Origin of the sequence: Tsukamurella spumae (assembly GCF_012396015.1) — a bacterium.
In the GTDB taxonomy this organism is placed as follows: Bacteria; Actinomycetota; Actinomycetes; order Mycobacteriales; family Mycobacteriaceae; genus Tsukamurella; species Tsukamurella spumae.
In genome coordinates this window covers 119556-139901 of the sequence record NZ_JAAXOQ010000001.1, presented here as the reverse complement: position 1 = coordinate 139901, position 20346 = coordinate 119556, and the positions used below count along the sequence as shown (strand labels likewise).

19 protein-coding genes are annotated in these 20346 nt (G+C 72.1%); 7 read left to right on the top strand and 12 right to left on the bottom strand.

Features of this window, described 5'->3' with window-relative positions; translation table 11 throughout:
* Positions 1 to 40 precede the first annotated feature (40 nt).
* The 3 genes from hisB to hisD are packed head-to-tail and all read right to left on the bottom strand — an operon-like array spanning position 41 to position 3122.
* A complete protein-coding gene (hisB, locus tag HF999_RS00685) occupies positions 41 to 655 on the bottom strand; it encodes an imidazoleglycerol-phosphate dehydratase HisB (RefSeq protein WP_168544017.1) in 615 nt (204 codons plus the stop codon).
* Positions 652 to 1779, bottom strand: a complete 1128-nt coding sequence (locus HF999_RS00680; protein ID WP_168544016.1) for a histidinol-phosphate transaminase — start codon at positions 1777 to 1779, stop codon at positions 652 to 654. The genes hisB and HF999_RS00680 overlap by 4 nt, the downstream gene beginning before the upstream one ends.
* Positions 1776 to 3122 (bottom strand): histidinol dehydrogenase, encoded by a 1347-nt coding sequence (gene hisD / locus HF999_RS00675; RefSeq protein WP_168544015.1) that lies wholly within the window; start codon positions 3120 to 3122, stop codon positions 1776 to 1778. Before hisD ends, HF999_RS00680 begins: the two co-directional genes overlap by 4 nt.
* 121 nt (positions 3123 to 3243) lie before the next feature.
* Between hisD and HF999_RS00670 the strand changes: the two genes are divergently transcribed.
* Positions 3244 to 3957 carry a lysophospholipid acyltransferase family protein gene (locus tag HF999_RS00670; RefSeq protein ID WP_168544014.1) on the top strand — a complete coding sequence of 238 codons (714 nt, stop codon included), beginning with the start codon at positions 3244 to 3246 and terminating at the stop codon, positions 3955 to 3957.
* A gap of 45 nt (positions 3958 to 4002) precedes the next feature.
* On the opposite strand, the gene HF999_RS00665 is transcribed toward HF999_RS00670, so the two are convergent.
* Genes HF999_RS00665 through nadA form a run of 4 tightly spaced genes read right to left on the bottom strand, consistent with a single transcriptional unit; the run spans position 4003 to position 8470 of the window.
* Positions 4003 to 5052: an NAD(P)-dependent alcohol dehydrogenase gene (locus HF999_RS00665; RefSeq protein ID WP_281347293.1), complete on the bottom strand. Its 1050-nt coding sequence runs from the start codon at positions 5050 to 5052 to the stop codon at positions 4003 to 4005.
* Positions 5053 to 5091: 39 nt separating this feature from the next.
* On the bottom strand, positions 5092 to 5955 hold the full coding sequence (nadC, locus tag HF999_RS00660) for a carboxylating nicotinate-nucleotide diphosphorylase (RefSeq protein WP_168544012.1): 864 nt from the start codon (positions 5953 to 5955) through the stop codon (positions 5092 to 5094).
* The gene (gene nadB, locus HF999_RS00655; protein WP_168544011.1) at positions 5952 to 7421 is read right to left on the bottom strand and encodes an L-aspartate oxidase; all 1470 of its coding nucleotides are present in this window, start codon (positions 7419 to 7421) and stop codon (positions 5952 to 5954) included. The genes nadC and nadB overlap by 4 nt, the downstream gene beginning before the upstream one ends.
* The gene (nadA, locus tag HF999_RS00650) at positions 7418 to 8470 is read right to left on the bottom strand and encodes a quinolinate synthase NadA (protein WP_168544010.1); all 1053 of its coding nucleotides are present in this window, start codon (positions 8468 to 8470) and stop codon (positions 7418 to 7420) included. Before nadA ends, nadB begins: the two co-directional genes overlap by 4 nt.
* Before the next feature lie 49 nt (positions 8471 to 8519).
* On the opposite strand from nadA, the gene HF999_RS00645 reads away from it, so the two are divergent.
* The 4 genes from HF999_RS00645 (at position 8520) to HF999_RS00630 (ending at position 12140) form a co-directional block, all read left to right on the top strand.
* Complete coding sequence (locus HF999_RS00645; protein WP_168544009.1) at positions 8520 to 9242, top strand: NUDIX hydrolase; 723 nt, start codon at positions 8520 to 8522, stop codon at positions 9240 to 9242.
* Between the two features lie 42 nt (positions 9243 to 9284).
* Complete coding sequence (locus HF999_RS00640) at positions 9285 to 10262, top strand: patatin-like phospholipase family protein (protein ID WP_168544008.1); 978 nt, start codon at positions 9285 to 9287, stop codon at positions 10260 to 10262.
* A gap of 88 nt (positions 10263 to 10350) precedes the next feature.
* On the top strand, positions 10351 to 11484 hold the full coding sequence (locus HF999_RS00635) for an LLM class flavin-dependent oxidoreductase (protein WP_168544007.1): 1134 nt from the start codon (positions 10351 to 10353) through the stop codon (positions 11482 to 11484).
* Positions 11485 to 11486: 2 nt separating this feature from the next.
* Positions 11487 to 12140, top strand: coding sequence for an FMN reductase (locus tag HF999_RS00630; protein ID WP_168544006.1), 654 nt, complete (start codon positions 11487 to 11489; stop codon positions 12138 to 12140).
* Between the two features lie 589 nt (positions 12141 to 12729).
* Here the strand turns inward: HF999_RS00630 and bsaP are convergent.
* From bsaP to HF999_RS00605, 5 genes are all read right to left on the bottom strand, one after another.
* Positions 12730 to 12948, bottom strand: a complete 219-nt coding sequence (bsaP, locus tag HF999_RS00625; protein WP_210733335.1) for a biotin synthase auxiliary protein BsaP — start codon at positions 12946 to 12948, stop codon at positions 12730 to 12732.
* Between the two features lie 5 nt (positions 12949 to 12953).
* The gene (gene bioB / locus HF999_RS00620; protein WP_068569921.1) at positions 12954 to 13961 is read right to left on the bottom strand and encodes a biotin synthase BioB; all 1008 of its coding nucleotides are present in this window, start codon (positions 13959 to 13961) and stop codon (positions 12954 to 12956) included.
* Between the two features lie 117 nt (positions 13962 to 14078).
* The gene (bioD, locus tag HF999_RS00615; protein ID WP_312853976.1) at positions 14079 to 14780 is read right to left on the bottom strand and encodes a dethiobiotin synthase; all 702 of its coding nucleotides are present in this window, start codon (positions 14778 to 14780) and stop codon (positions 14079 to 14081) included.
* On the bottom strand, positions 14780 to 15961 hold the full coding sequence (locus HF999_RS00610; RefSeq protein WP_168544004.1) for an 8-amino-7-oxononanoate synthase: 1182 nt from the start codon (positions 15959 to 15961) through the stop codon (positions 14780 to 14782). Before HF999_RS00610 ends, bioD begins: the two co-directional genes overlap by 1 nt.
* 4 nt (positions 15962 to 15965) lie before the next feature.
* Positions 15966 to 17237, bottom strand: a complete 1272-nt coding sequence (locus tag HF999_RS00605; protein WP_168544003.1) for an adenosylmethionine--8-amino-7-oxononanoate transaminase — start codon at positions 17235 to 17237, stop codon at positions 15966 to 15968.
* A gap of 32 nt (positions 17238 to 17269) precedes the next feature.
* Between HF999_RS00605 and treY the strand changes: the two genes are divergently transcribed.
* Together treY and HF999_RS00595 are read left to right on the top strand one after the other, a co-directional pair.
* Positions 17270 to 19627, top strand: coding sequence for a malto-oligosyltrehalose synthase (treY, locus tag HF999_RS00600; RefSeq protein ID WP_312853960.1), 2358 nt, complete (start codon positions 17270 to 17272; stop codon positions 19625 to 19627).
* A 34-nt stretch (positions 19628 to 19661) separates the two neighbouring features.
* On the top strand, positions 19662 to 20339 hold the full coding sequence (locus HF999_RS00595; RefSeq protein WP_168544002.1) for a hypothetical protein: 678 nt from the start codon (positions 19662 to 19664) through the stop codon (positions 20337 to 20339).
* The last annotated feature ends 7 nt before the right edge of the window (positions 20340 to 20346 follow it).

The following is a 20346-nucleotide window of genomic DNA, read 5'->3' as shown; positions in this document are numbered from 1 at the left end:
GGGGGCCGGCGGCGCACCGTCGGCCCCGGGGAGCGTTTCGCTACAGCGTGCCCTTGGTCGACGGGACGCCGGTGACCCGAGGGTCGGGCTCGACCGCGGCGCGCAGGGCACGCGCGACGGCCTTGAACTCCGCCTCGGTGATGTGGTGCGGGTCGCGGCCGTAGAGCACGCGCACGTGCAGCGCGATGCGCGCGTTCATCGCGAGCGACTCGAAGACGTGGCGGTTGATGACCGTCGAGTACGGGACCCCCGGGTAGCCGCCGATCACGGAACTGACCAGGTACTCCGGCTCGCCGGTGTGCACCGCGTAGGGCCGCCCGGAGACGTCCACCGACGCGTGCGCCAAGGTCTCGTCCATCGGGATGAAGCAGTCGCCGAAGCGGCGGATGCCGCGCTTGTCGCCCAGCGCCTCCGCGAACGCCTGGCCCAGCACGATCGCGGTGTCCTCGACGGTGTGGTGCGCGTCGATCTCGATGTCGCCCTTGGCCTGCACGGTCAGATCGAAGCTGCCGTGCTGGCCGAACGCCGTGAGCATGTGGTCGAAGAAGGGCACACCCGTGGAGATCTCGGTCGTGCCGGTGCCGTCGAGGTTGAGCTCCACGACGATGGACGATTCGCGTGTCGTGCGCTCGATGCGGGCGATGCGGTCGGTCATGAGCGGTCTCCATCGTTCTTCGGTGCCAGTCTCTCGCTGATCGCGAGGAAGGCGTCGTTCTCGTGGTCCAGGCCCACCGAGACCCGGAGGAACCCGGGGATGTGCATGTCGCGCACCAGGACTCCCCCGTCCAGGTAGGTGCGCCAGGCGGCGGCCTCGTCGGCGAAACCGCCGTAGAGGATGAAGTTCGCGTGCGACTCGATGACCTCGTAGCCCAACGCACGCAGCCGAGCCGTGATCCGGTCGCGCTCCGCGGCCAGGTGCGCGACGGAGGCGAGGGTCTCGGCGCGGTGGTCGATCGCGGCGATCGCCGCGGCCTGCGTGAACACCGACAGGTGATAGGGCAGGCGCACCAGCTGGATCGCGTCGACGATCGCCGGCGCGGCCACGAGGTACCCGACCCGCCCGCCCGCGAACGCGAAGGCCTTGCTCATCGTGCGGCTGACGATCAGCTTGTCGCCGAACCGGTCCAGCAGGCGCACCGCCGAAGGCCCGGAGCTGAACTCGCCGTACGCCTCGTCGACGATGACGATGCCCGGCGCCGCCTCGATCATGCGCACCAGGTCGCTCTCCGCGATGAGGTGCCCGGTGGGGTTGTTGGGGTTGGTCAGGAACAGCACGTCGGGACGCAGCTCGCCGATCGCGCCGACCGCGTAGTCCACATCGAGCGCGAAATCCGCGGTGCGCTTGCCCGGGATCCACTGCGTGTCGGTGCCGTCCGAGATGATCGGGTGCATCGAATAGCTGGGCACGAAGCCCATCGCCGTGCGACCGGGACCGCCGAACACCTGCAGCACCTGCTGCAGGATCTCGTTGGAGCCGTTCGCCGCCCACACGTTCTGCGGCCCGACGACGGTGCCCGTCCGCTCGGTCACGTACTCCGCCAACCTGTTCCGCAGGGCGGCCAGGTCGCGGTCGGGGTACCGGTTCATCGCCGCGGCGGCCTCGCCGACGGCCCTCGCGATGTCCGCGACGAGCGCGGGGCTCGGCGCGTGCGGGTTCTCGTTGGTGTTCATCGCGGCGGCCACCGGCAACTGCGGCGCCCCGTAGGGCTCCTTGCCCCGCAACGTGTCGCGGATCGGGAGCTGGTCCAAGGTCACCGATTCGCCGGGAAGCGGGGTCACGCGTCGCCACCCTTCAGCGACTCGAAACGCAGTCGCACGGCCTCGCCGTGCGCCGGCAGGTCCTCGGAGTTCGCGAGGGTGATCACGGTGCCGGCGATGTCCTTGAGCGCGGCCTCGTCGTACTCGACGACGTGCACTCCCCGCAGGAAGGTCTGCACGGACAGGCCGGAGCTGTGCCGGGCGCACCCCGCGGTGGGCAGTACGTGGTTGCTGCCCGCGGCGTAGTCGCCGAGGCTCACCGGCGAGTGCGGGCCGACGAAGATCGCGCCGGCGGCGCGGACGCGACCGGCGACCGCGCGCGCGTCCGCGGTCTGGATCTCGAGGTGCTCCGCGGCGTAGGCGTTGACGACGTCGAGGCCCTCGTCGATGCCGTCGACGAGGACGGCGCCGGACTGCGGGCCGCGCAGGGCGGTGTCGACGCGCTCGCGGTGGCGAGTGACCGCGAGCTGCGCGGACAGGGCCTCGTCGACGCGGTCGGCCAGCTCCGGCGACGTGGTGACCAGCACGGACGCGGCCATGACGTCATGCTCGGCCTGGCTGATCAGGTCGGCCGCGACATGCACCGGGTCCGCGGTGTTGTCCGCGAGGATGGCGATCTCCGTGGGCCCGGCCTCCGCGTCGATGCCGACGAGGCCGCGGCACAGCCGCTTGGCAGCGGTCACGTAGATGTTGCCGGGGCCGGTGATGAGGTCGACGGGGGCGAGTTCGGCACCGTCGAGATCAGTACCTCCGCGCGCCGCCAGCGCGATGCCCTGGGCGCCGCCGGTGGCCCACACCTCGTCGACGCCGAGCAATGCGCAGGCGGCGAGGATCGTGGGGTGCGGCAGGCCGTCGAAGTCCTTCTGGGCGGGCGAGAGCACGACGAGCGAGCCGACGCCCGCGATCTGGGCCGGGACGACGTTCATGACCACGGAGGACGGGTACACGGCGTTGCCGCCGGGGACGTACAGGCCCACGCGGTCGACGGGGATCCAGCGCTCGGTGACGGTGCCACCGGGCACCACCTCGGTCACGGTATCGACGCGGCGCTGATCGGAGTGCACCTTCCGGACCCGCCCGATCGCGGTCTCCAATGCCTCCCGGATCGCCGGATCCAGCTCCGCGAGCGAACGCTGCAGCGCCGCTGCGGGAACGCGGACCGTGGGCGGGCGGACACCGTCGAACGTGGCACCGAACTCGAGGGCGGCCTCGGCACCGCGCTCGGCCACCGCGTCCACGATCGGGCGGACCTGCGCCACCACGGCATCGACGTCGACGCCACCGCGCGGAAGCGCCGCGCGCAATTCGGTGAGCGACGGGCGGCGACCACGCAGGTCGAGACGGGTCAGCTGCAGATCAGGCATGAGCCCATTCTATGGGTCCGCCGCCACCGCGTTTCCGCCCAGGGCATCGCGCGCCGCCGTGCCCGTCACGGCGGGTGCGGCCGGTCCGCACATCACCTGACGGTCCGGTAAGTTACCGGCCATGGCTGAGAGCAACCACGGCGACCAAGGACTGTTGTACTGGCTGGTCAAGCACGTCTCGGTGGGGCCGACCATCCGCGTGATCAACCGGCCCGTCGTCGAAGGGCTCGAGAACATCCCCGTCGACGGTCCGGCTCTGCTGGCCGGCAATCACCTGTCGATCGCCGACTGGCTCTTCGTGCCGCTGGTCGTGCCGCGTCGCATCTCCTACCTCGCCAAGAGCGACTACTTCACCGCACCCGGGATCTCCGGGAAGCTGCAGAAGTTCTTCTACACGCAGACCGGGCAGGTGCCGATCGACCGCACCGGCGGCGACGCCGCGACGGCCGCACTGAACACCGCGAAGAAGCTGCTCGCCGAGAACCGATTGGTCGGCATGTACCCGGAGGGCACGCGCTCCCCGGACGGCCGGCTCTACCGGGGCCGCACGGGCCTGGTCCGGATCGCCTTCGAGGCGAACGTGCCGATCATCCCCGTCGGGGTCATCGGCACCGACAAGGTCTCCCCGCCCGGCCCCTTCAGCTGGCACGCCGAGCGCGTGCAGGTGAAGATCGCCAAGCCCATCGAACCGATCGAGTACGACATCCCGTCTGATCCGGACGAGCGGCACGCCCTCGAGCGCTCCGTGACGGACCGGTTGATGCAGGAGATCCAGGCGCTGACGGGTCAGGAGTACGTCGACGAGTACGCGAAGAAGTGGCGCCCGCAAGCCTGATCTCGCGCGGCGCACACCCCACAACCGGCCACCTGCGCTCGGTCGCTACCCGAGCGTCGCGGTGTCGATCACGAAGCGGTATCGCACGTCGGAGGCGATCACGCGCTCGTAGGCCTCGTTGATCCGGTCCGCGGAGATCAGCTCGATCTCGGAGGCGATGCCGTGCTCGGCGCAGAAGTCGAGCATCTCCTGGGTCTGCGCGATGCCGCCGATCATCGAACCGGCGAAGCTGCGGCGGTTGCGGGTGAGGTCGAAGACGTTCACCGGGACCGGGTGCTCGGGCAGACCCACCTCGACCAGCGTGCCGTCGACGGCCAGCATCCCGAAGTACTTGTGCATGTCGAGGTTGGCCGACACGGTGTTGATGATGACATCGAACCGGTTGCGCAGCACCTTGAAGGTGTCCGGATCGGACGTGGCGTAGTAGTGCGCGGCACCGAGCCGGAGCCCGTCCTCCATCTTCTTCAGCGACTGGCTGAGCACCGTGACCTCCGCGCCCATCGCGGCGGCGAGCTTGACGCCCATGTGCCCGAGTCCGCCGAGACCGATGATCGCGACCTTGGTGCCCGGCCCGACCTTCCAGTGCCGCAGCGGGCTGAACAGGGTGATCCCGGCGCAGAGCAGGGGCGCGGCGGCCGCGTAGTCGATGCTCTCCGGCACCCGCAGCACGTAGTTCTCGTCGACGACGATGCCCGTCGAATAGCCGCCCTGCGTGGGCAGCCCGTCCCGGCCCTTGGCGTTGTAGGTGCCGACCATGCCGCGCTCGCAGTACTGCTCCTCGCCGCGCAGGCACGCGGCGCACTCGCGGCACGAGTCGACGAAGCAGCCGACACCGACGCGGTCGCCGACCGCGAACTTCGTGACCTCGGAACCGACCGCGGTGACCTCGCCGGCGATCTCGTGCCCCGGCACGACGGGGTACCGCGCGGGACCCCACTCGCTGCGCGCGGTGTGGATGTCGCTGTGGCAGATCCCCGCGTAGCGCACGGCGATCTGGACATCGTGCGGCCCGGGATCGCGTCGCTCCACGGTCATCGGCTGCAGCGGCTCGGCGGCCGACACGGCCCCATATGCGTTGACGATCATGGGTTCCATTGTGCGCTGTCCGAAGCACCGCCCGCCCCGTGCCCCTCGCTACATGTCCAGCCCCAGGTCGAGGGCCCGCACCGAGTGGGTGAGGGCACCGACGGCGAGATAGTCGACGCCCGTGCGCGCGTAGTCCCGCGCCACGTCGAGGTGCAGTCCACCCGACGACTCGAGCTTGGTGCGCGGCGCCGTCGTGTTCCGGCGCTGCACCGCGGACTGCGTCATCCACAGCGGCATGTTGTCCAGCAGAACGAGATCGACGCCGAGCGCGAAGGCCTCGTCGAGCTGCTCGAGCGAGTCCACCTCGACCTCGAGCGGCACCCCCGGTGCACGACGGCGCACGGCCTCAACCGCGGCCGTCACCGAGCCCGCGGCCACGACGTGGTTGTCCTTGATCAGCGCGGCATCGCCGAGTCCCATCCGGTGGTTGACGCCGCCGCCCGCGCGGACCGCGTACTTCTGCAGCACCCGCAGTCCGGGCAGCGTCTTACGGCTGTCACGGATCTTCGCCCCGGTGCCGTCCACCTCGTCGACCCACGCCGCGGTCGCCGTGGCGATGCCGGACAGGTGGGTCAGCAGGTTGAGCATCGTGCGCTCCGCGGTGAGCAGTGCGCGGGTCGGCGCCTCGATGGCCATCGCCACATCGCCCGGGGAGACGACGGTGCCATCGGCGATCTTGGCCGGCACGCGGTAGTTCCCGGGGCCGACGACCTCGTCGAGCACCCACTCCGCGACGGGCACGCCGGCCAGCACCCCGTGCTCGCGGCTGATCACCTTCGCGAGGGTGGTGGCACCGTCGGGCACCGTGGCCTCGCTGGTGACGTCCGGGCCGTACCGGAGGTCCTCGTCGAGCGCCGTGCGGATGAGTCGCACCACCTCCGCGCGGTCGGGCTCGAGCGTCAGTTCCGTCATCGGGTCGCCTCCAGTGCCTCGGTCGTGGTCTCCTCGCGCGCGAGCGCCTGCGCCGCCATCAGTCGCGCGACGGCGGCGAGCACGCCGTCCTCGTGGTCGCGCGGGGTGACCGCGGGCTCGTCGACGACGAACCCCGGGTCGGCGAGCAGCGCGCCGAGTTCCTCCAGGCCGTCGACGGTGCGCCGCACCCCGCACAAGCGCGTCATCGCGTCCTGCAGTGCGGTCCGCTCCGCCCGAGCGGGCGAGGGCGGGATCGGGTGCACGGCGCCGTCGGGCACCGCCGACGCGACCTGCGCCGCGGACGCGACCCGCAGGCCCATGACCAGCGCCTCGAGCAGACTGTTGGAGGCCAGACGGTTCGCGCCGTGCAGGCCGGTGTGCGCTACCTCGCCGGCGGCGTAGAGGCCCGGCACGGTCGTGGCGCCGTCCAGGTCGGTGACCACGCCGCCGCACAGGTAATGCGCGCCGGGGACCACCGGGATGAGATCCGTCTGCGGATCGAGACCGGCGGCCCGGACGGCCTCGGTCACCGTCGGGAAGCGCTGCGCGACATCGGGGATCATCGTGGCATCGAGGTACACGCAGGGCGCGCCGGTGCGCTCCATGGCGTCGGTGACGGCCCGCGCCACGACGTCGCGGGGAGCGAGGTCGCCCATCGGGTGCACGCCGGCCATGACCGACTCGCCGTTCGCGTCCTGCAGGTGCGCGCCCTCGCCGCGGACGGCCTCCGAGATCAGCGGCCGCCGGCCGCGCGCCCCGGGTGTGTACAGCATCGTCGGGTGGAACTGGACGTACTCGAGCTCGCGGACCTCCGCGCCGGCGGCGGCCGCGAGCGCGATGCCGTCGCCCGTCGCGCCGAGCGGATTGGTCGTGCTGGAGAACAGGTGCCCCGCACCGCCCGTGGCGAGGAGCACCGTCCGGCCGAGGACGTCGCCGTCGGGCGTGCGCACCCCGACGATCCGGTCGCCGTTCGCGAGCAACGCGTAGGCCTGGCCGGCCTGCGCGGTCAGCGTCGCACGGGTCTTCGCGGCCGCGGTCAGCGCGCGCTGCACCTCCGCGCCCGTGGCGTCGCCGCCTGCGTGGATGATCCGGGACAGGCAATGCCCACCCTCGCGGGTGCGCTTGAGCGTGCCGTCGGGGCGGCGGTCGAACTGCGCGCCCCAGGCGATGAGCCGGTCCACCGCGGCCGGGCCGTCGGCCAGGATCGACCGGGCGGCATCGACGTCGACGAGCGGGCCGCCGGCCGCGACGGTGTCCGCGACGTGCCGCTCGATCGAGTCCTGCGGATCGGTCGGATCGACCACCGCGATCCCGCCCTGGGCGTACGCCGTCGAGGTCGACGGTGCGCCGCCCACGGACGGCTTGAACAGCACCGTGACCGTCAGGCCCGCGTCGGCCGCTGCGATCGCGGCGGTGAGACCCGCGACGCCCGCCCCGACGACGAGCAGGTCGGCCGGCGTCGTCATTCCCCGCCGCCGGGCTGCCCGATACCGATCATGCGGGTCACGGCCTTGCGACCGGCGTCGGCCATCTCGGCGTCGACGAACACCTCGTCGCGGCCCTCGACGAGGCAACGCAGCAGGGCCGCGGGGGTGATCATCTTCATGTACTTGCAGGACGCGCGGTCGTTGACGGCGCGGAACTCGACGCCGGGCGCGGCCATCCGCAGCTGGTGCAGCATGCCGACCTCGGTGGCCACGAGGACCTCCTTGGCGCCGGTTTCGCGGGCCGCGTCGAGCATGCCGCCGGTGGAGAGGATCTTCACCCGGTCGTCGGGGACGGCGCCCTCGCCGGCCAGGTAGAGCGCGGAGGTGGCGCAGCCGCACTCCGGGTGCACGTAGAGGTCGGCGTCCGGGTGCGCCTTGGCCTGCGCGGCGAGCTCGTGGCCGTTGATCCCGGCGTGCACGTGGCACTCGCCCGCCCAGATGTGCATGTTCTGCCGGCCCGTGACGCGCTTGACGTGCGCGCCGAGGAACTGATCCGGGAGGAACAGGATCTCGGTGTCCTCGGGGATCGACTGCACGACCTCGACGGCGTTGCTCGACGTGCAGCAGATGTCGGTGAGCGCCTTGACCTCGGCGGTGGTGTTGACATAGGAGACGACGACGGCGCCCGGGTGCTCGTCCTTCCACTCCTGCAGCTCGACGGCCTTGATCGAATCGGCCAGGGAGCAGCCGGCGCGCTGGTCCGGGATGAGGACCGTCTTCTCCGGGCTGAGGATCTTCGCCGTCTCCGCCATGAAGTGGACGCCGCAGAAGACGATCGTCGAGGTCGAGACGTCGGCGGCGATGCGGGAGAGCGCCAGCGAGTCGCCGACGAAATCGGCGACGTCCTGAATGGCGGGCAACTCGTAGTTGTGCGCGAGGATCGTGGCGTCGCGGAGCTTCGCGAGTCGCTTGACCTCGGCGGCCCACTCCCGGTCACCGTCGACGCCGGTGTACATGCCACCGTTCTCGACGATCCGGTCGTAGAGGGGCGAGCTGAATTCGGCGGCGGCGGACGTGGCTGTGGTCATCGCGGCGCCTCCCTTTCTCTCGGACTATTTATCGACCTATGATCGATATATGGCCGATGCTAGCACCGCTCCCCCGCACCGGGTCGCACACGAGGTCCTCTCCGCTGTGTTCCGGGTCACACCCCCGTCGGGGGCAAGGACGTCGGGCGTCCTCGAGGTGCTGCTGTGGCAGCGCGCGATGGCACCCGACCAGGGTGCGTGGTCACTGCCCGGCGGCCTGCTCGATCCGCGCGAGGACCTCCCCACGAGCGCGCGCCGCCTGCTCGCCGAGAAGGTCGACCTCACCGAGATCGCACACCTCGAGCAGTTCGCCGAGTTCTCCGATCCACACCGCGTGCCCGCGACCGACGATGCCGACCGCACCCTGGCGTCCACCTTCCTCGGCCTCGTCCGGTCCGGTACCGACCCGCGGCTGCCCGACGACACCACCTGGCACCCCGTCGAGACCCTCCCCACGATGGCCTTCGACCATGCCGCGATGGTGCACCGCGCTCGCACGCGCCTGGCGGCGCGCCTGTCGTACTCGAACATCGGCTTCGCGCTGGCGCCGCGCGCCTTCCCGGTCTCGCAGCTCCGCGATGTCTACGTCGCGGTGCTCGGCTACCCCGTCGACGCGACGAACCTGCTGCGCATCCTCTCGCGCCGCTCGGTGATCACCGCCACCGGGGAGACCGGCCAGACCACCCGCGGGCGCCCGCCCGCGCTGTACCGGTTCACCGACTCCTACCTGCGGATCACCGACGAGTTCGCGACGCTGCGTCCGCCCGGCTGACGAAGCCGCGGAACCGCGCCCCCGGAGGTCTACGGTGGCGATATGAACGCCGCGCGGAAGGTCGATCTCGTTCTCGAAGGGGGCGGCGTCCGCGGGATAGCGCTGCTCGGAGCGATCTCCGAACTGGCGGCCGCGGGCTATCGCTTCCCGCGGATCGCCGGCACCAGTTGCGGCGCCGTGATCGGCGCGCTGGTCGCCGCCTACCAGTCGGCGGGCCGGCCGATCGACGACCTGGTCGACGCGATGCACGCCGTCGACTACCGGCGGTTCGCCGAGGAGCCCCGCCTGCAGCGCGCCTTCGGTCCGGTCGGCGACGGAGCTGCCGTACTCCTGCACGACGGGATGCACTCGGGCGACTACCTCCTCGAATGGCTCACGCCGCTCCTCGCCGAGGCGGGCGTGCGCACCTTCGCGGACCTGCGGATCCTCGACGATCCCGAGTGCGGCCTGGCGGACTACCAGCGCTACTCGCTGGTGGTGAACGTCTCCGATGTCAGTCGCCGCGTCCTGGTCCGGCTGCCCTGGGACTACGACCAGTACGGCCTGCACGCGGACGAACAGCCCGTGGCGATGGCGGTCCGCGCGTCGATGGCGGTGCCCTTCTACTTCCGGCCGGTGCGGGTGAACACCGACCGGGGCACGGTCACCTGGGTCGACGGCGCACTGCTGTCCGCCTTCCCGGTGCGGATGTTCGACCGGTCCGATGGACGCGTCGAGCGCTGGCCCACGTGGGGCATGAAGCTGTCGGCACGGCCGAGCGGGCACGCCCCGGACGAACCACTCGACGGTCCGCTGCAGCTCGCCATCGGGTGCCTGCGCACCGCACTGGACCAGGAATCGAATCGGTACCGCCTCGCCGACGAGGGAATCAGCAACCGCACCGTCTACATCGACACCGGCGCCGTCCGGAGCCTCGACTTCGATCTCGACGCCGCGGCCCGCGAGGGGCTGCTGGACGCCGGACGGCGCGCCGCGGGCGAATTCCTCGCGACTCGGGCGCCGGCTCCGGGAGCGCCGTGACTGGCTGCCACCGTCGGGAACACAATCGGACCATGGTCCGTTACAGTTCTCGAAGGGCTCGACCGGGGCCCGAACGGGAAGGATGGACATGCAGTTCGGAGTATTCACCGTCGGCGACGTGACCACGGACCCGACCACCGGCACCACCGTCGGCGAGCACGAGCGCATCGAAGCGATGACCGCCCTCGCGCTCAAGGCCGAGGAGGTGGGCCTGGACGTGTTCGCGACCGGCGAGCACCACAACCCGCCGTTCGTGCCCAGTTCCCCCACCACGCTGCTCGGCTGGATCGCCGCCCGCACGGAGAAGCTGCGGCTGAGCACCGCCACCACGCTGATCACCACCAACGACCCGGTGAAGATCGCCGAGGACTACGCGATGCTGCAGCACCTCTCGAACGGTCGCGTCGATCTCACACTGGGACGCGGCAACACCGGCCCCGTCTACCCGTGGTTCGGCAAGGACATCCGCCAGGGCATCCCGCTGGCGATCGAGAACTACCACCTGCTGCGCCGGCTGTGGCGCGAGAGCGTCGTCGACTGGGAGGGCCAGTTCCGCACGCCGTTGCAGAGCTACACCTCGACGCCCGCGCCGCTGGACGGTACGCCCCCCTTCGTGTGGCACGGCTCGATCCGGTCGCCCGAGATCGCCGAGCAGGCCGCGTTCTACGGCGACGGCTTCTTCCACAACAACATCTTCTGGAACTCCGAGCACACCGAGCAGATGGTGCGCCTGTACCGGCAGCGCTTCGAGCACTACGGCCACGGATCGGCGGACCAGGCGATCGTCGGACTCGGGGGCCAGGTGTTCATGGCCGGGACCGAGGCCGAGGCCAAGCGCCGCTTCCGCCCCTACTTCGACAACGCGCCCGTGTACGGGCACGGCCCGTCGCTGGAGGACTTCGAGACGATGACCCCGCTCACCGTCGGCACGCCCGAGCAGGTGATCGAGAAGACGCTCGGCTTCGCCGACTACGCCGGCGACTACCAGCGCCAGCTCTTCCTCGTCGACCACGCCGGCCTGCCGCTGGAGCAGGTGCTCGAGCAGGTCGAGATCCTGGGCACCGAGGTGGTCCCGGTGCTGCGCAAGGAGTTCGAGCTGCGGCGCCCGTCCCACGTCCCGTCGGACCCGCCGACGCACGAGTCGCTGGTCGCGGCCGGTCCCGGCGCTCCGCACCACGACGTGGTGCCCTCCGGCGCTCTGCTCGCGGGACAGGAGGCCTGACGGTGTCGCGTTCCCTCGTCGTCGTCGCGGCCGGAGTGTCCGAGCCCTCGTCCACCCGGCTACTGGCCGACCAGCTGGCCGATGCCGTCCGGGCCGGCGTCTCGGCGCGGGGTGAGGCACTGGACGTGACGGTCATCGAGGTCCGCGAGCTCGCCCGCGATCTCGCGACCGTGATGACCACCGGCGTCCCCACCCCCGCGCTGACCGCGGCGAAGGACGCGCTGGCCGAGGCGGACGGGGTCATCGCCGTCACCCCGGTGTTCACGGCGAGCTACAGCGGACTGTTCAAGATGTTCTTCGACGCCCTCGACCCCGACTCGCTGACGGGGGTGCCCGTCCTCATCGCCGCGACCGCCGGCACGCCGCGGCACTCACTGGTGCTCGATCACGCGCTGCGGCCCCTGTTCGGCTACTTGCGCGCGCAGACGCTCCCGACCGGCGTCTTCGCCGCCACCGAGGACTTCGGTTCGTCGGAGCTCGCGGCCCGGATCTCACGGGCCGGGGCTGAGCTCGCCGGCGCGCTGGTCACCTCCGACGGTGCCGTGGCCGGGTTCGGCGGACCGTCGGACCTGGGTGCCCCACGGCGCTCCGGGAAGGCCACCGACCTCGGCCCCGTCACCGACTTCGCCGACCTGCTCCGCGGGCACACCGGCTAGAGCATCGGCCGGCAGCCGGCCGAACAGGGCGATCACCGTGCACCACAGGGCGGCGGCACCCGGCCACACCAGCACCAGCACCCACGCCGCCAGATCTCCGATCGTGCCGCCGGAGCGGTCTGCCGGGGCGAGGAGGTTGGCACCGTCGAGGCGGACCGACGGTGCCTTGGTGAAGTCCAGGCCGGCGGCGACGGGGCCCGTGAACCGGGCGTTCACGACCGCCTGGCCGAGCAGCACGGCGACCACGACGCCGATCACCGCCGCGCCGAGCGTGATCCCGACGCCCCGCGGCGTTCGGCGCGCGCCGCGGAACAGCGCCGCCCCGGTCAGCAGCCCGCCGACCACCGACACCGCTGCGAAGGCGGCGGTCGCGACGAAGAAGTTGTCCAGGTAGTCCGTGCGCAGCACCGTCTCCCCGGACGAGAGCACGACACCGCGCACGCCGGGCACCGTCGTTCCCCAGACGAGGGCGGCGGCGGCGCCGAGCACCGCACCGACCACGATCGGCACGACGACGGAGGAGGTCGCGCTGTGCGCGGTTCGAGTAGCCATCGGGGTCAGCGTATCGACCGATCCTGTGGGGACGGCGTCAGCGCTCGCGGCTCTTCGAGTCCAGCTCGCCGTGCCGGGAGCAACGGGCGGTCCAGCCGTCCGGGCTGACCTGCACGATCATCCGGCGAGCGCAGTAGGCGCAGTAGCGCGGCGGCTCGAGACCGAGCAGCGCCGCCGCGAAGACGGGCGCCCCCTCGGTGAGCGGCTTGCCGGTGAACTCGTTGTACACCGGCTCCTTGCCGGGCGCGGCGGTCATGACCGTCACAGGGTCTCGTTCAAGGCCTTGATCGGCATCTTCAGCTCGCCGAGCAGGTCGAGATCGGTCTCGGCGGGGCGGCCCAGCGTGGTCAGGTAGTTGCCCACGATCACCGCGTTGATGCCGCCGAGGATGCCCTTCTCGGCGCCGAGGTCACCGAGGGTGATCTCGCGGCCACCGGCGAAGCGCAGGATGGTGCGCGGCAGCGCCAGCCGGAACGCGGCGATGGAGCGCAGCGCCTCGTTCGGCTCGAGCACGTCCAGGTCGCCGAAGGGCGTGCCGGGGCGCGGGTTGAGGAAGTTGAGCGGCACCTCGTCGGGCTCGAGCTCGGCGAGGTTCGCCGCGAACTCGGCGCGCTGCTCGAGCGTCTCCCCCATGCCGAGGATGCCGCCGCAGCAGACCTCCATGCCCGCCTCCCGGACCATCTGCAGGGTGCCCCAGCGCTCCTCCCAGGAGTGGGTGGTGACGACCTTCGGGAAATGCGAGCGCGAGGTCTCGAGGTTGTGGTTGTAGCGGTGCACCCCCATGGCCTTGAGCTCGTCGACCTGCTCCTGCGTGAGCATGCCGAGGCTGCACGCGATCTGGATGTCCACCTCGTTGCGAATGGCCTCGATGCCGGCGGCGACCTGGCTCATCAGCCGCTTGTCGGGACCGCGCACGGCGGCGACGATGCAGAACTCCGTCGCGCCGGTCTTGGCGGTCTGCTTGGCGGCCTCGACCAGCGACGGGATGTCGATCCATGCCGAGCGCACCGGCGACTCGAACAGGCCCGACTGGCTGCAGAAGTGGCAGTCCTCGGGGCAGCCGCCGGTCTTGAGGCTGATGATGCCCTCGACCTCGACCTCGGGGCCGCACCACTTCATCCGCACCTCGTGCGCGAGCTGGAGCACCTCGTCGAGCTTCTCGTCGGGCAGCTGCAGCACGGCCAGGACCTGCTCCTGGCTCAGTCCCTCGCCGCGCTCGAGCACCTGCTCGCGTGCGACCTCGATGATGTCGGCCAGGACCCCGGTCATGTGATCTCCCTCGTCGGCGTGGGCTGTCGGCTGTGGCGTGCGACCCCGGAGCGTCGCGGTTACCGAGCACTGTACAGCGTTCAATTCATGAACGGCGTTCAAGGGTCGACCGCGGCCTCAGGCGAGTCCGGCCAGCCACACCGCGTCGAACCACGACGGGGCGTGCGCGCCGAACCGGTCCGGAGCGAGCGCGGGGGCACCGTCGGGCACCCTGCCCACGATCGGCACTCCGGTGAGCTCGGGCAGGTCGACGAGGTTGCAGCGTTCCGCCAGGCCGGGCGCCTCCGGCCAGCGGGAGAGCACGATCCCCGCGCAGGAGACCCCGCCCGCCGCCAGCGCGCGGACGGTGAGCTCGGTGTGGTTGAGCGTGCCGAGCGCCGGATCGGCCACCACCACGACGGCCGCGCCGAGTTCCCGCGCCAGGTCGATCAGCGTGAACGGCGTTCGATTCCCGTCGAGGCCGAGGCGCACCAGGACGCCGCCGGCACCCTCCACGAGCACCGTCCCCTCGGCCGCGCGCACCACGCCGACGGACTCCTCCAGGCCCAACGCCGGCAGCCCGGCGCGACGGGCCGCGGTGAGCGGCGCCAGCGGCTCCGGATACCGGCGATGCTCGACGGTCGCCACCCCGGGAGCCAGCCGCGCGACCTCGGCCGCGTCGGACAGCGCACCGTCGGCGTCGCGATCGGCACCGTCGGGCAGTCCGGTCTGGGCGGGCTTGACGACGGTGACCGGCCCTCCTGGCCGCAGCGCCGCGGCGAGGGCCGCCGTGGCCACCGTTTTGCCCACGCCGGTGGACGTGCCGGTCACGCCGAGGATCACGCGATCGCCCGTCGGATCACTGCGACCGCGGTGTCCACCTCGGCGTCCGTGAGGTCGGCCCGGACGGTGATCCGCAGCCGCGAGGTCCCCTCGGGCACCGACGGGGGCCGGAAGCAGCCGACGCGCACACCCTGCGCCGCGCACGCATCGCGGGCGGCGACGGCGCGCTCCGGCTCGCCGAGGACGAGCGAGACCACCGCGGAGGTCGGCTCGGGCGCCCCGATACCGGAGGCCACCGCGCGGGCACGGTCGAGGACCCGGGCCGCGAGCGCGGGCGCGGCTCGCAGCTCGGCGAGCGCGGCGTCCGCCGCCGCGACGGCCACGGGGGCTAGGCCCGTGTCGAAGATGAACGGCCGAGCGGCGTCGATCAGGTGCGCGCGAACCGGCTCGGGTCCGAGGACCACCCCGCCCTGCGAGCCGAGCGCCTTGGACATCGTGGCCGTGACGACGAGGTCGGGCGCGCCGGCCAGGCCGAGTTCGTGGACCAGGCCGCGTCCGCCGGAGCCCCGGACACCCAGGCCGTGTGCCTCGTCGACGACGAGGACCGCGCCGTGCGCGCGAGCGGCGTCGTACAGCCCCGCGACCGGGGCGAGCGCGCCGTCGGCGCTGTAGACCGAGTCGGTGAGGACGAGCGCGCGGTCCTCGGTGCGCGCGGCCAGGGCCGTCCGAACGGCGTTCACATCGCCGCGCGGCGTGACCACGACGCGGGCGCGCGAGAGGCGGCAGGCGTCGACGAGCGACGCGTGCGAGCCGCCGTCGGAGACGACCAGGGCCCCGCGGCCCGCGAGCGCGGTCACGACGCCGAGGTTCGCGAGGTACCCCGACGAGAAGCACAGCGCCGCCTCCGCGCCCAGGAACTCGGCGATGCCGCGCTCGAACGACTCGTGCAGTTCCGTTGTGCCGGTGACCAGGCGCGATCCGGTGGCGCCGGCGCCCCACAGATGCAGGGCATCGGCGGCGGCGGCGAGCACGCGCGGGTGCCGGCTCAGGCCCAGGTAGTCGTTCGACGCGAGGTCGAGCCCGGGCTCGGCCGGGCGGCGCGCCGACAGCGTGCGGCGCAGGCCGGCCTCGGCACGGTCCGCGGCGTAGCCGTCGAGCCACCCCAGCGCGCCCCCGCGGGCGTCCCCGCGGGCCGGATCTCGATCTCCTCGGCGGGCGGAGACTTGAACACCGTTCATGTCATCACTGTAGCGCCGCGCGCACGGCGGCCGAGACCCCTCCGCAGATCGCGGCCACGTCCGCGGGGGTGCTGATGAACGGCGGCATCGTGTAGACGAGGTCGCGGAAGGGGCGCAGCCAGACGCCCGCCGCCACCGTCGCCGCGGTGGCGACGGCCATATCGACGGGGCGGTCGAGCTGCACGACGCCGATCGCCCCGAGGACCCGCACGTCCACGACGCCGGGCAGCGCGCGCAGCGGTGCGAGCCCGTCGCGCAGCCCGTGCTCGATGGCCGCCACCCGTGCCGCCCAGTCCTGCGACAGCAGTAGTTCGGTGCTGGCCACGGCGATCGCGCAGGCCAGCGGGTTCGCCATGAACGTCGGCCCGTGCATGAGCGCCCCCTGGTCGGAGTTCGAGATGGTCAGCGCGACCTCGTCCGTGCAGAGCATCGCGGCGAGTGTGAGGTATCCCCCGGTCAAGGCCTTGCCGACGCACAGGATGTCCGGCGTGACCGCGGCGGCGTCGCAGGCGAACAGCGTGCCGGTGCGCCCGAATCCCGTCGCGATCTCGTCGCAGATGAGCAGGACGCCGTGCCGGCGGGTGATCTCGCGCAGCGCGGAGACGTACGCGGGCGGGTGGAAGCGCATGCCGCCCGCGCCCTGGACGACGGGCTCGATGATGACGGCCGCCAGCTCGTGGGCGTGCGCGCCGACCAGGCGATCCAGCTCGGCCACATAGGCCTCGTCGTAGGCCGCGGGCGGTGCCGGCGCGAAGACCTGCGTCGCCAGGACATCCGTCCACAGGGAGTGCATGCCGCCGTCGGGGTCGCACACGCTCATGGGGGTGAAGGTGTCGCCGTGGTAGCCGCCGCGCCAGGTCAGCAACCGGTTCCGGCCCTCGACCCCCCGGGCGCGCCAGTACTGCAGGGCGGTCTTCACGGCGACCTCGATCGAGACCGACCCGCTGTCGGCGAGGAACACCCGGTCCAGCCCGTCCGGCGTGATCCGGACCAGGAGCTCGCCGAGCCGGGCGGCGCTCTCGTGGGTGAGCCCGCCGAACATGACGTGCGACATCGTGTCGAGTTGGGCCTTCGCGGCGGCGTCGAGGACGGGGTTGCGGTAGCCGTGGATCGCGGCCCACCAGGAGCTCATCCCGTCGATCACCTGCGATCCGTCGCCGAGAGTCAGGCGCACCCCCTCCGCCGAGGTCACCACCCGGGCACCGGAGCCGCCCACCGCGCTGTACGGATGCCAGAGGGTGCGGGCGTCCAGGGCGAGGATCTGATCGGGCGTCATGTCGGGCCACCATAGCCGCGTACTCTGGCCGCGTGCGCGGCACGAGCGGGTTGGGCCCGAAGGAACGTCGGGTGGGTTCGACCTACCGCCTGCAGCTCTCCCCTGCCTTCACCTTCGACGACGCCGCAGCTCAGGTGCCCTATCTGGCCGATCTCGGGGTGACCCACCTGTACCTGTCGCCGGTGTTGGAGGCGGTGCGCGGTTCCGCGCACGGCTACGACGTCGTCGACCCGACGACGGTCCGCGGCGAGCTGGGCGGCCGCAAGGGCCTCGAGCGCCTCGCGGACTCGGCGCACGTCGACGGCCTCGGCCTCGTGATCGACATCGTCCCGAACCACCTCGGCGTGGGCCGTCCGGAGCAGAACCCGTGGTGGTGGGACGTGCTGCGCTTCGGCCGGAGGTCCGAGTACGCGCACATCTTCGACATCGACTGGGACCCGCGCAACGGCGCCGGGGGCAAACTGGCCCTGCCGGTGCTGGCCTCGGGCGACGACGGTGCCGCCCTCACGGTGGACCGGACGGGTCCCGAACCGCTGCTGCGCTACCACGACCGGGTGTTCCCCATCGGGCGCGATCCCGGCGGGGACGCCGGTCACGTGCACTACGCCCAGCCCTATCGCTTGGTCCCGTGGGACGCCCCGATCCGCACCTACCGGAGGTTCTTCACCGTCGACGACCTCGCGGGCGTCCGGGTCGAGGACCCCGAGGTGTTCGCCGTGACGCACGCCGAGATCGGCTCCTGGTTCGCGGACGGGATCGCCGACGGCCTGCGCGTGGACCACCCCGACGGGCTGGCGGATCCGATCGACTACCTGCGCCGGCTGCGGGCGCTCGTCGGGCCGGAGGCATGGATCGTGATCGAGAAGATCATGGCGGTCGACGAGCCCCTGGAGCCGACTCTGCCCGTCGCCGGGACCACTGGCTACGACGCCCTGCGCGAGCTCGGGCACGCGCTGCTCGACCCCGCCGGGGAGCCGGTCCTGACGGATCTGCACACGCGCTGGACCGGGGACGATGGTGCTGCGCTGTGGAACTCGGCATCCACGCTCCGGCTGCGCGACGAGCTCGCCGGGCGGGACCTGCGCCCGGAGTTCCTCCGGCTGGCCCGCTCCGTCCGCGAGGAGACCGGTACGTCCGTCCCGGTCGATGCGCTCGCCGACGCCGCTCTCGCGTGGATGAACGAGATCCCCTACTACCGTGATGACTACCCCGTCCTGCACGTCCCCGCCGCGAACACGGGCACCTACGCGCACTACCGGGCGACCTTCACCGACGCCCCTCCCGGATCGGCCGTGGCGACCGAGTCCGTGACGGCAGCGCGGTCCCTCGGCCGGGACAGCGCGCACCGATTCGCTCAGCTCACCGGGGCGCTCACCGCGAAGTCCCTCGAGGACACCGCGTTCTACCGCTCCGCTCGCCTGGTCTCGCTGCAGGAGGTGGGCGGCACACCGTCGGACTTCGGTCCCGCGGACCCGCACCCCGCCCTGTCCCGGCGCGCCGCCGAGTGGCCCGCGGCGATGACCGCCCTCTCGACCCACGACACCAAGCGCGGCGAGGACGTGCGTGCGCGGATCGGCGTGCTCAGCCAGTGCGCCGACGACTGGGCGGCGGTCGTCGACCGGTGGCTGCCGGAGCTGCCCTCCGCGCCGCATCCGGTGACGGCGCTGTTCCTGCTCCAGACGGTGTTCGGCGTCCTGCCCGACGACGGCGCGGTCACCGACGGCCTGCGGGGCCGGCTGCACGCGTACGCCGAGAAGGCCATGCGGGAGGCCCGGATCGGCACCTCCTGGACCTCGCCCGACGGTGACTTCGAGGCCGCCGGGCACACCTTCCTGGACGCGGTGCTGGGCAGTCCGGTCGGCACCGAGATGGCGGAGCTGGTCGCCGGACTCGCACCCCACGGCCGTTCCGACTCCCTCGCGCAGAAGCTGCTGCAGCTCGCCGGGCCGGGCGTGCCCGATGTCTACCAGGGCACGGAGCGGTGGGAGGACTCGCTCGTGGACCCCGACAACCGCCGCCCCGTCGACTGGACGGCGCTGCCGGGCGGCTCGAGTCCCAAGCGCGAGGTCGTGCGCGCGGCGCTGCGGCTGCGCCGCGAGCGTCCGGACAGCTTCGTCGGCGGGTCCTACACTCCGCTCCGAGCGGACGGCCCCGCCGCGGATCACCTGCTCGGATTCCTGCGCGGGCCACAGGGCGGGGCGCCCGATGTGGCCGCCCTCGCGACGCGCCGATCCCTGGTCCTCGACCGCGCCGGGGGCTGGCGCGGCACCCGCGTGGATCTCGGCGCGGGTGAGTGGACGGATCGCCTCACGGGGAATGTCTTCGCAGGTCGGGTGCTGCTCGCCGAGGTCCTCCTCGAACATCCTGTCGCCCTGCTGGTGCGCGAGTAGAAAACTTGTCAGTGGGTCCGCGCACACTCGGGGCATGAACAGCGAAACCCCGCGGCCGCTCAGGACGGCACTCGCCCAGTCCGCCACCGCGCGCGTCGGCGTCAGCGGCGCTCGGATCCGCGCCTCGTCCCTGGCGCGGGTGGCGGAATCGCTCCGGGAGCACGGCCTCCCCGCCGATCTGCTGCCCACGGGCCGCCTGGTGATGACGGTCGCCACGTCGCGGCTCACGGCCCAATCCCTGCCCGGCGGCGCGATCGAGGTGCGGGCGCTGCGCGAGGGCCGCAACTCGATCCTCGGGCTGCTGGAGGATCCGGAGGAGGTTGCCCACCTGCTCATCCGCTGCGCCGGCATGGCCACCGCCTGGGAGCTCACGGCGGACATCCACGACCGGCTGGTGATGGACGGGACCCGGTCGGTCCTCAGCGAGGTCCCGATGGGTGACACGCTCTACGTCCGGCTCGGGGAGCGCACCTTCGCGGAGTTCTTCGCGGAGGACGGCAACGCCTGCCTCGGCGTTCCCGCCGTGGTCACCCTCACCACCCACATCTGCGCCGGCTCGCTCGACGAGGTGTGGCGGTTCCGCCTGTTGGACCAGCACGAGTTCCGGTCCGTCGGATGCATCTCGGGCGGTCGGCACGAATCCGTCGAGTCGGCGGTCGCCGCCCTCGCACTGCATCGTTCCCGCACCGCGGAATGGGAGGCGCTGCATTGACGCTATC

Coding starts and splice junctions, on each gene's coding strand:
- hisB (WP_168544017.1), bottom strand. CDS start 655: ATGACCGACCGCATCGCCCGCATCGAGCGCACGACACGCGAATCGTCC.
- hisD (WP_168544015.1), bottom strand. CDS start 3,122: ATGCCTGATCTGCAGCTGACCCGTCTCGACCTGCGTGGTCGCCGCCCG.
- HF999_RS00670 (WP_168544014.1), top strand. CDS start 3,244: ATGGCTGAGAGCAACCACGGCGACCAAGGACTGTTGTACTGGCTGGTC.
- HF999_RS00665 (WP_281347293.1), bottom strand. CDS start 5,052: ATGGAACCCATGATCGTCAACGCATATGGGGCCGTGTCGGCCGCCGAG.
- nadC (WP_168544012.1), bottom strand. CDS start 5,955: ATGACGGAACTGACGCTCGAGCCCGACCGCGCGGAGGTGGTGCGACTC.
- nadB (WP_168544011.1), bottom strand. CDS start 7,421: ATGACGACGCCGGCCGACCTGCTCGTCGTCGGGGCGGGCGTCGCGGGT.
- nadA (WP_168544010.1), bottom strand. CDS start 8,470: ATGACCACAGCCACGTCCGCCGCCGCCGAATTCAGCTCGCCCCTCTAC.
- HF999_RS00645 (WP_168544009.1), top strand. CDS start 8,520: ATGGCCGATGCTAGCACCGCTCCCCCGCACCGGGTCGCACACGAGGTC.
- HF999_RS00640 (WP_168544008.1), top strand. CDS start 9,285: ATGAACGCCGCGCGGAAGGTCGATCTCGTTCTCGAAGGGGGCGGCGTC.
- HF999_RS00635 (WP_168544007.1), top strand. CDS start 10,351: ATGCAGTTCGGAGTATTCACCGTCGGCGACGTGACCACGGACCCGACC.
- bsaP (WP_210733335.1), bottom strand. CDS start 12,948: ATGACCGCCGCGCCCGGCAAGGAGCCGGTGTACAACGAGTTCACCGGC.
- bioB (WP_068569921.1), bottom strand. CDS start 13,961: ATGACCGGGGTCCTGGCCGACATCATCGAGGTCGCACGCGAGCAGGTG.
- HF999_RS00610 (WP_168544004.1), bottom strand. CDS start 15,961: ATGAACGGTGTTCAAGTCTCCGCCCGCCGAGGAGATCGAGATCCGGCC.
- HF999_RS00605 (WP_168544003.1), bottom strand. CDS start 17,237: ATGACGCCCGATCAGATCCTCGCCCTGGACGCCCGCACCCTCTGGCAT.
- HF999_RS00595 (WP_168544002.1), top strand. CDS start 19,662: ATGAACAGCGAAACCCCGCGGCCGCTCAGGACGGCACTCGCCCAGTCC.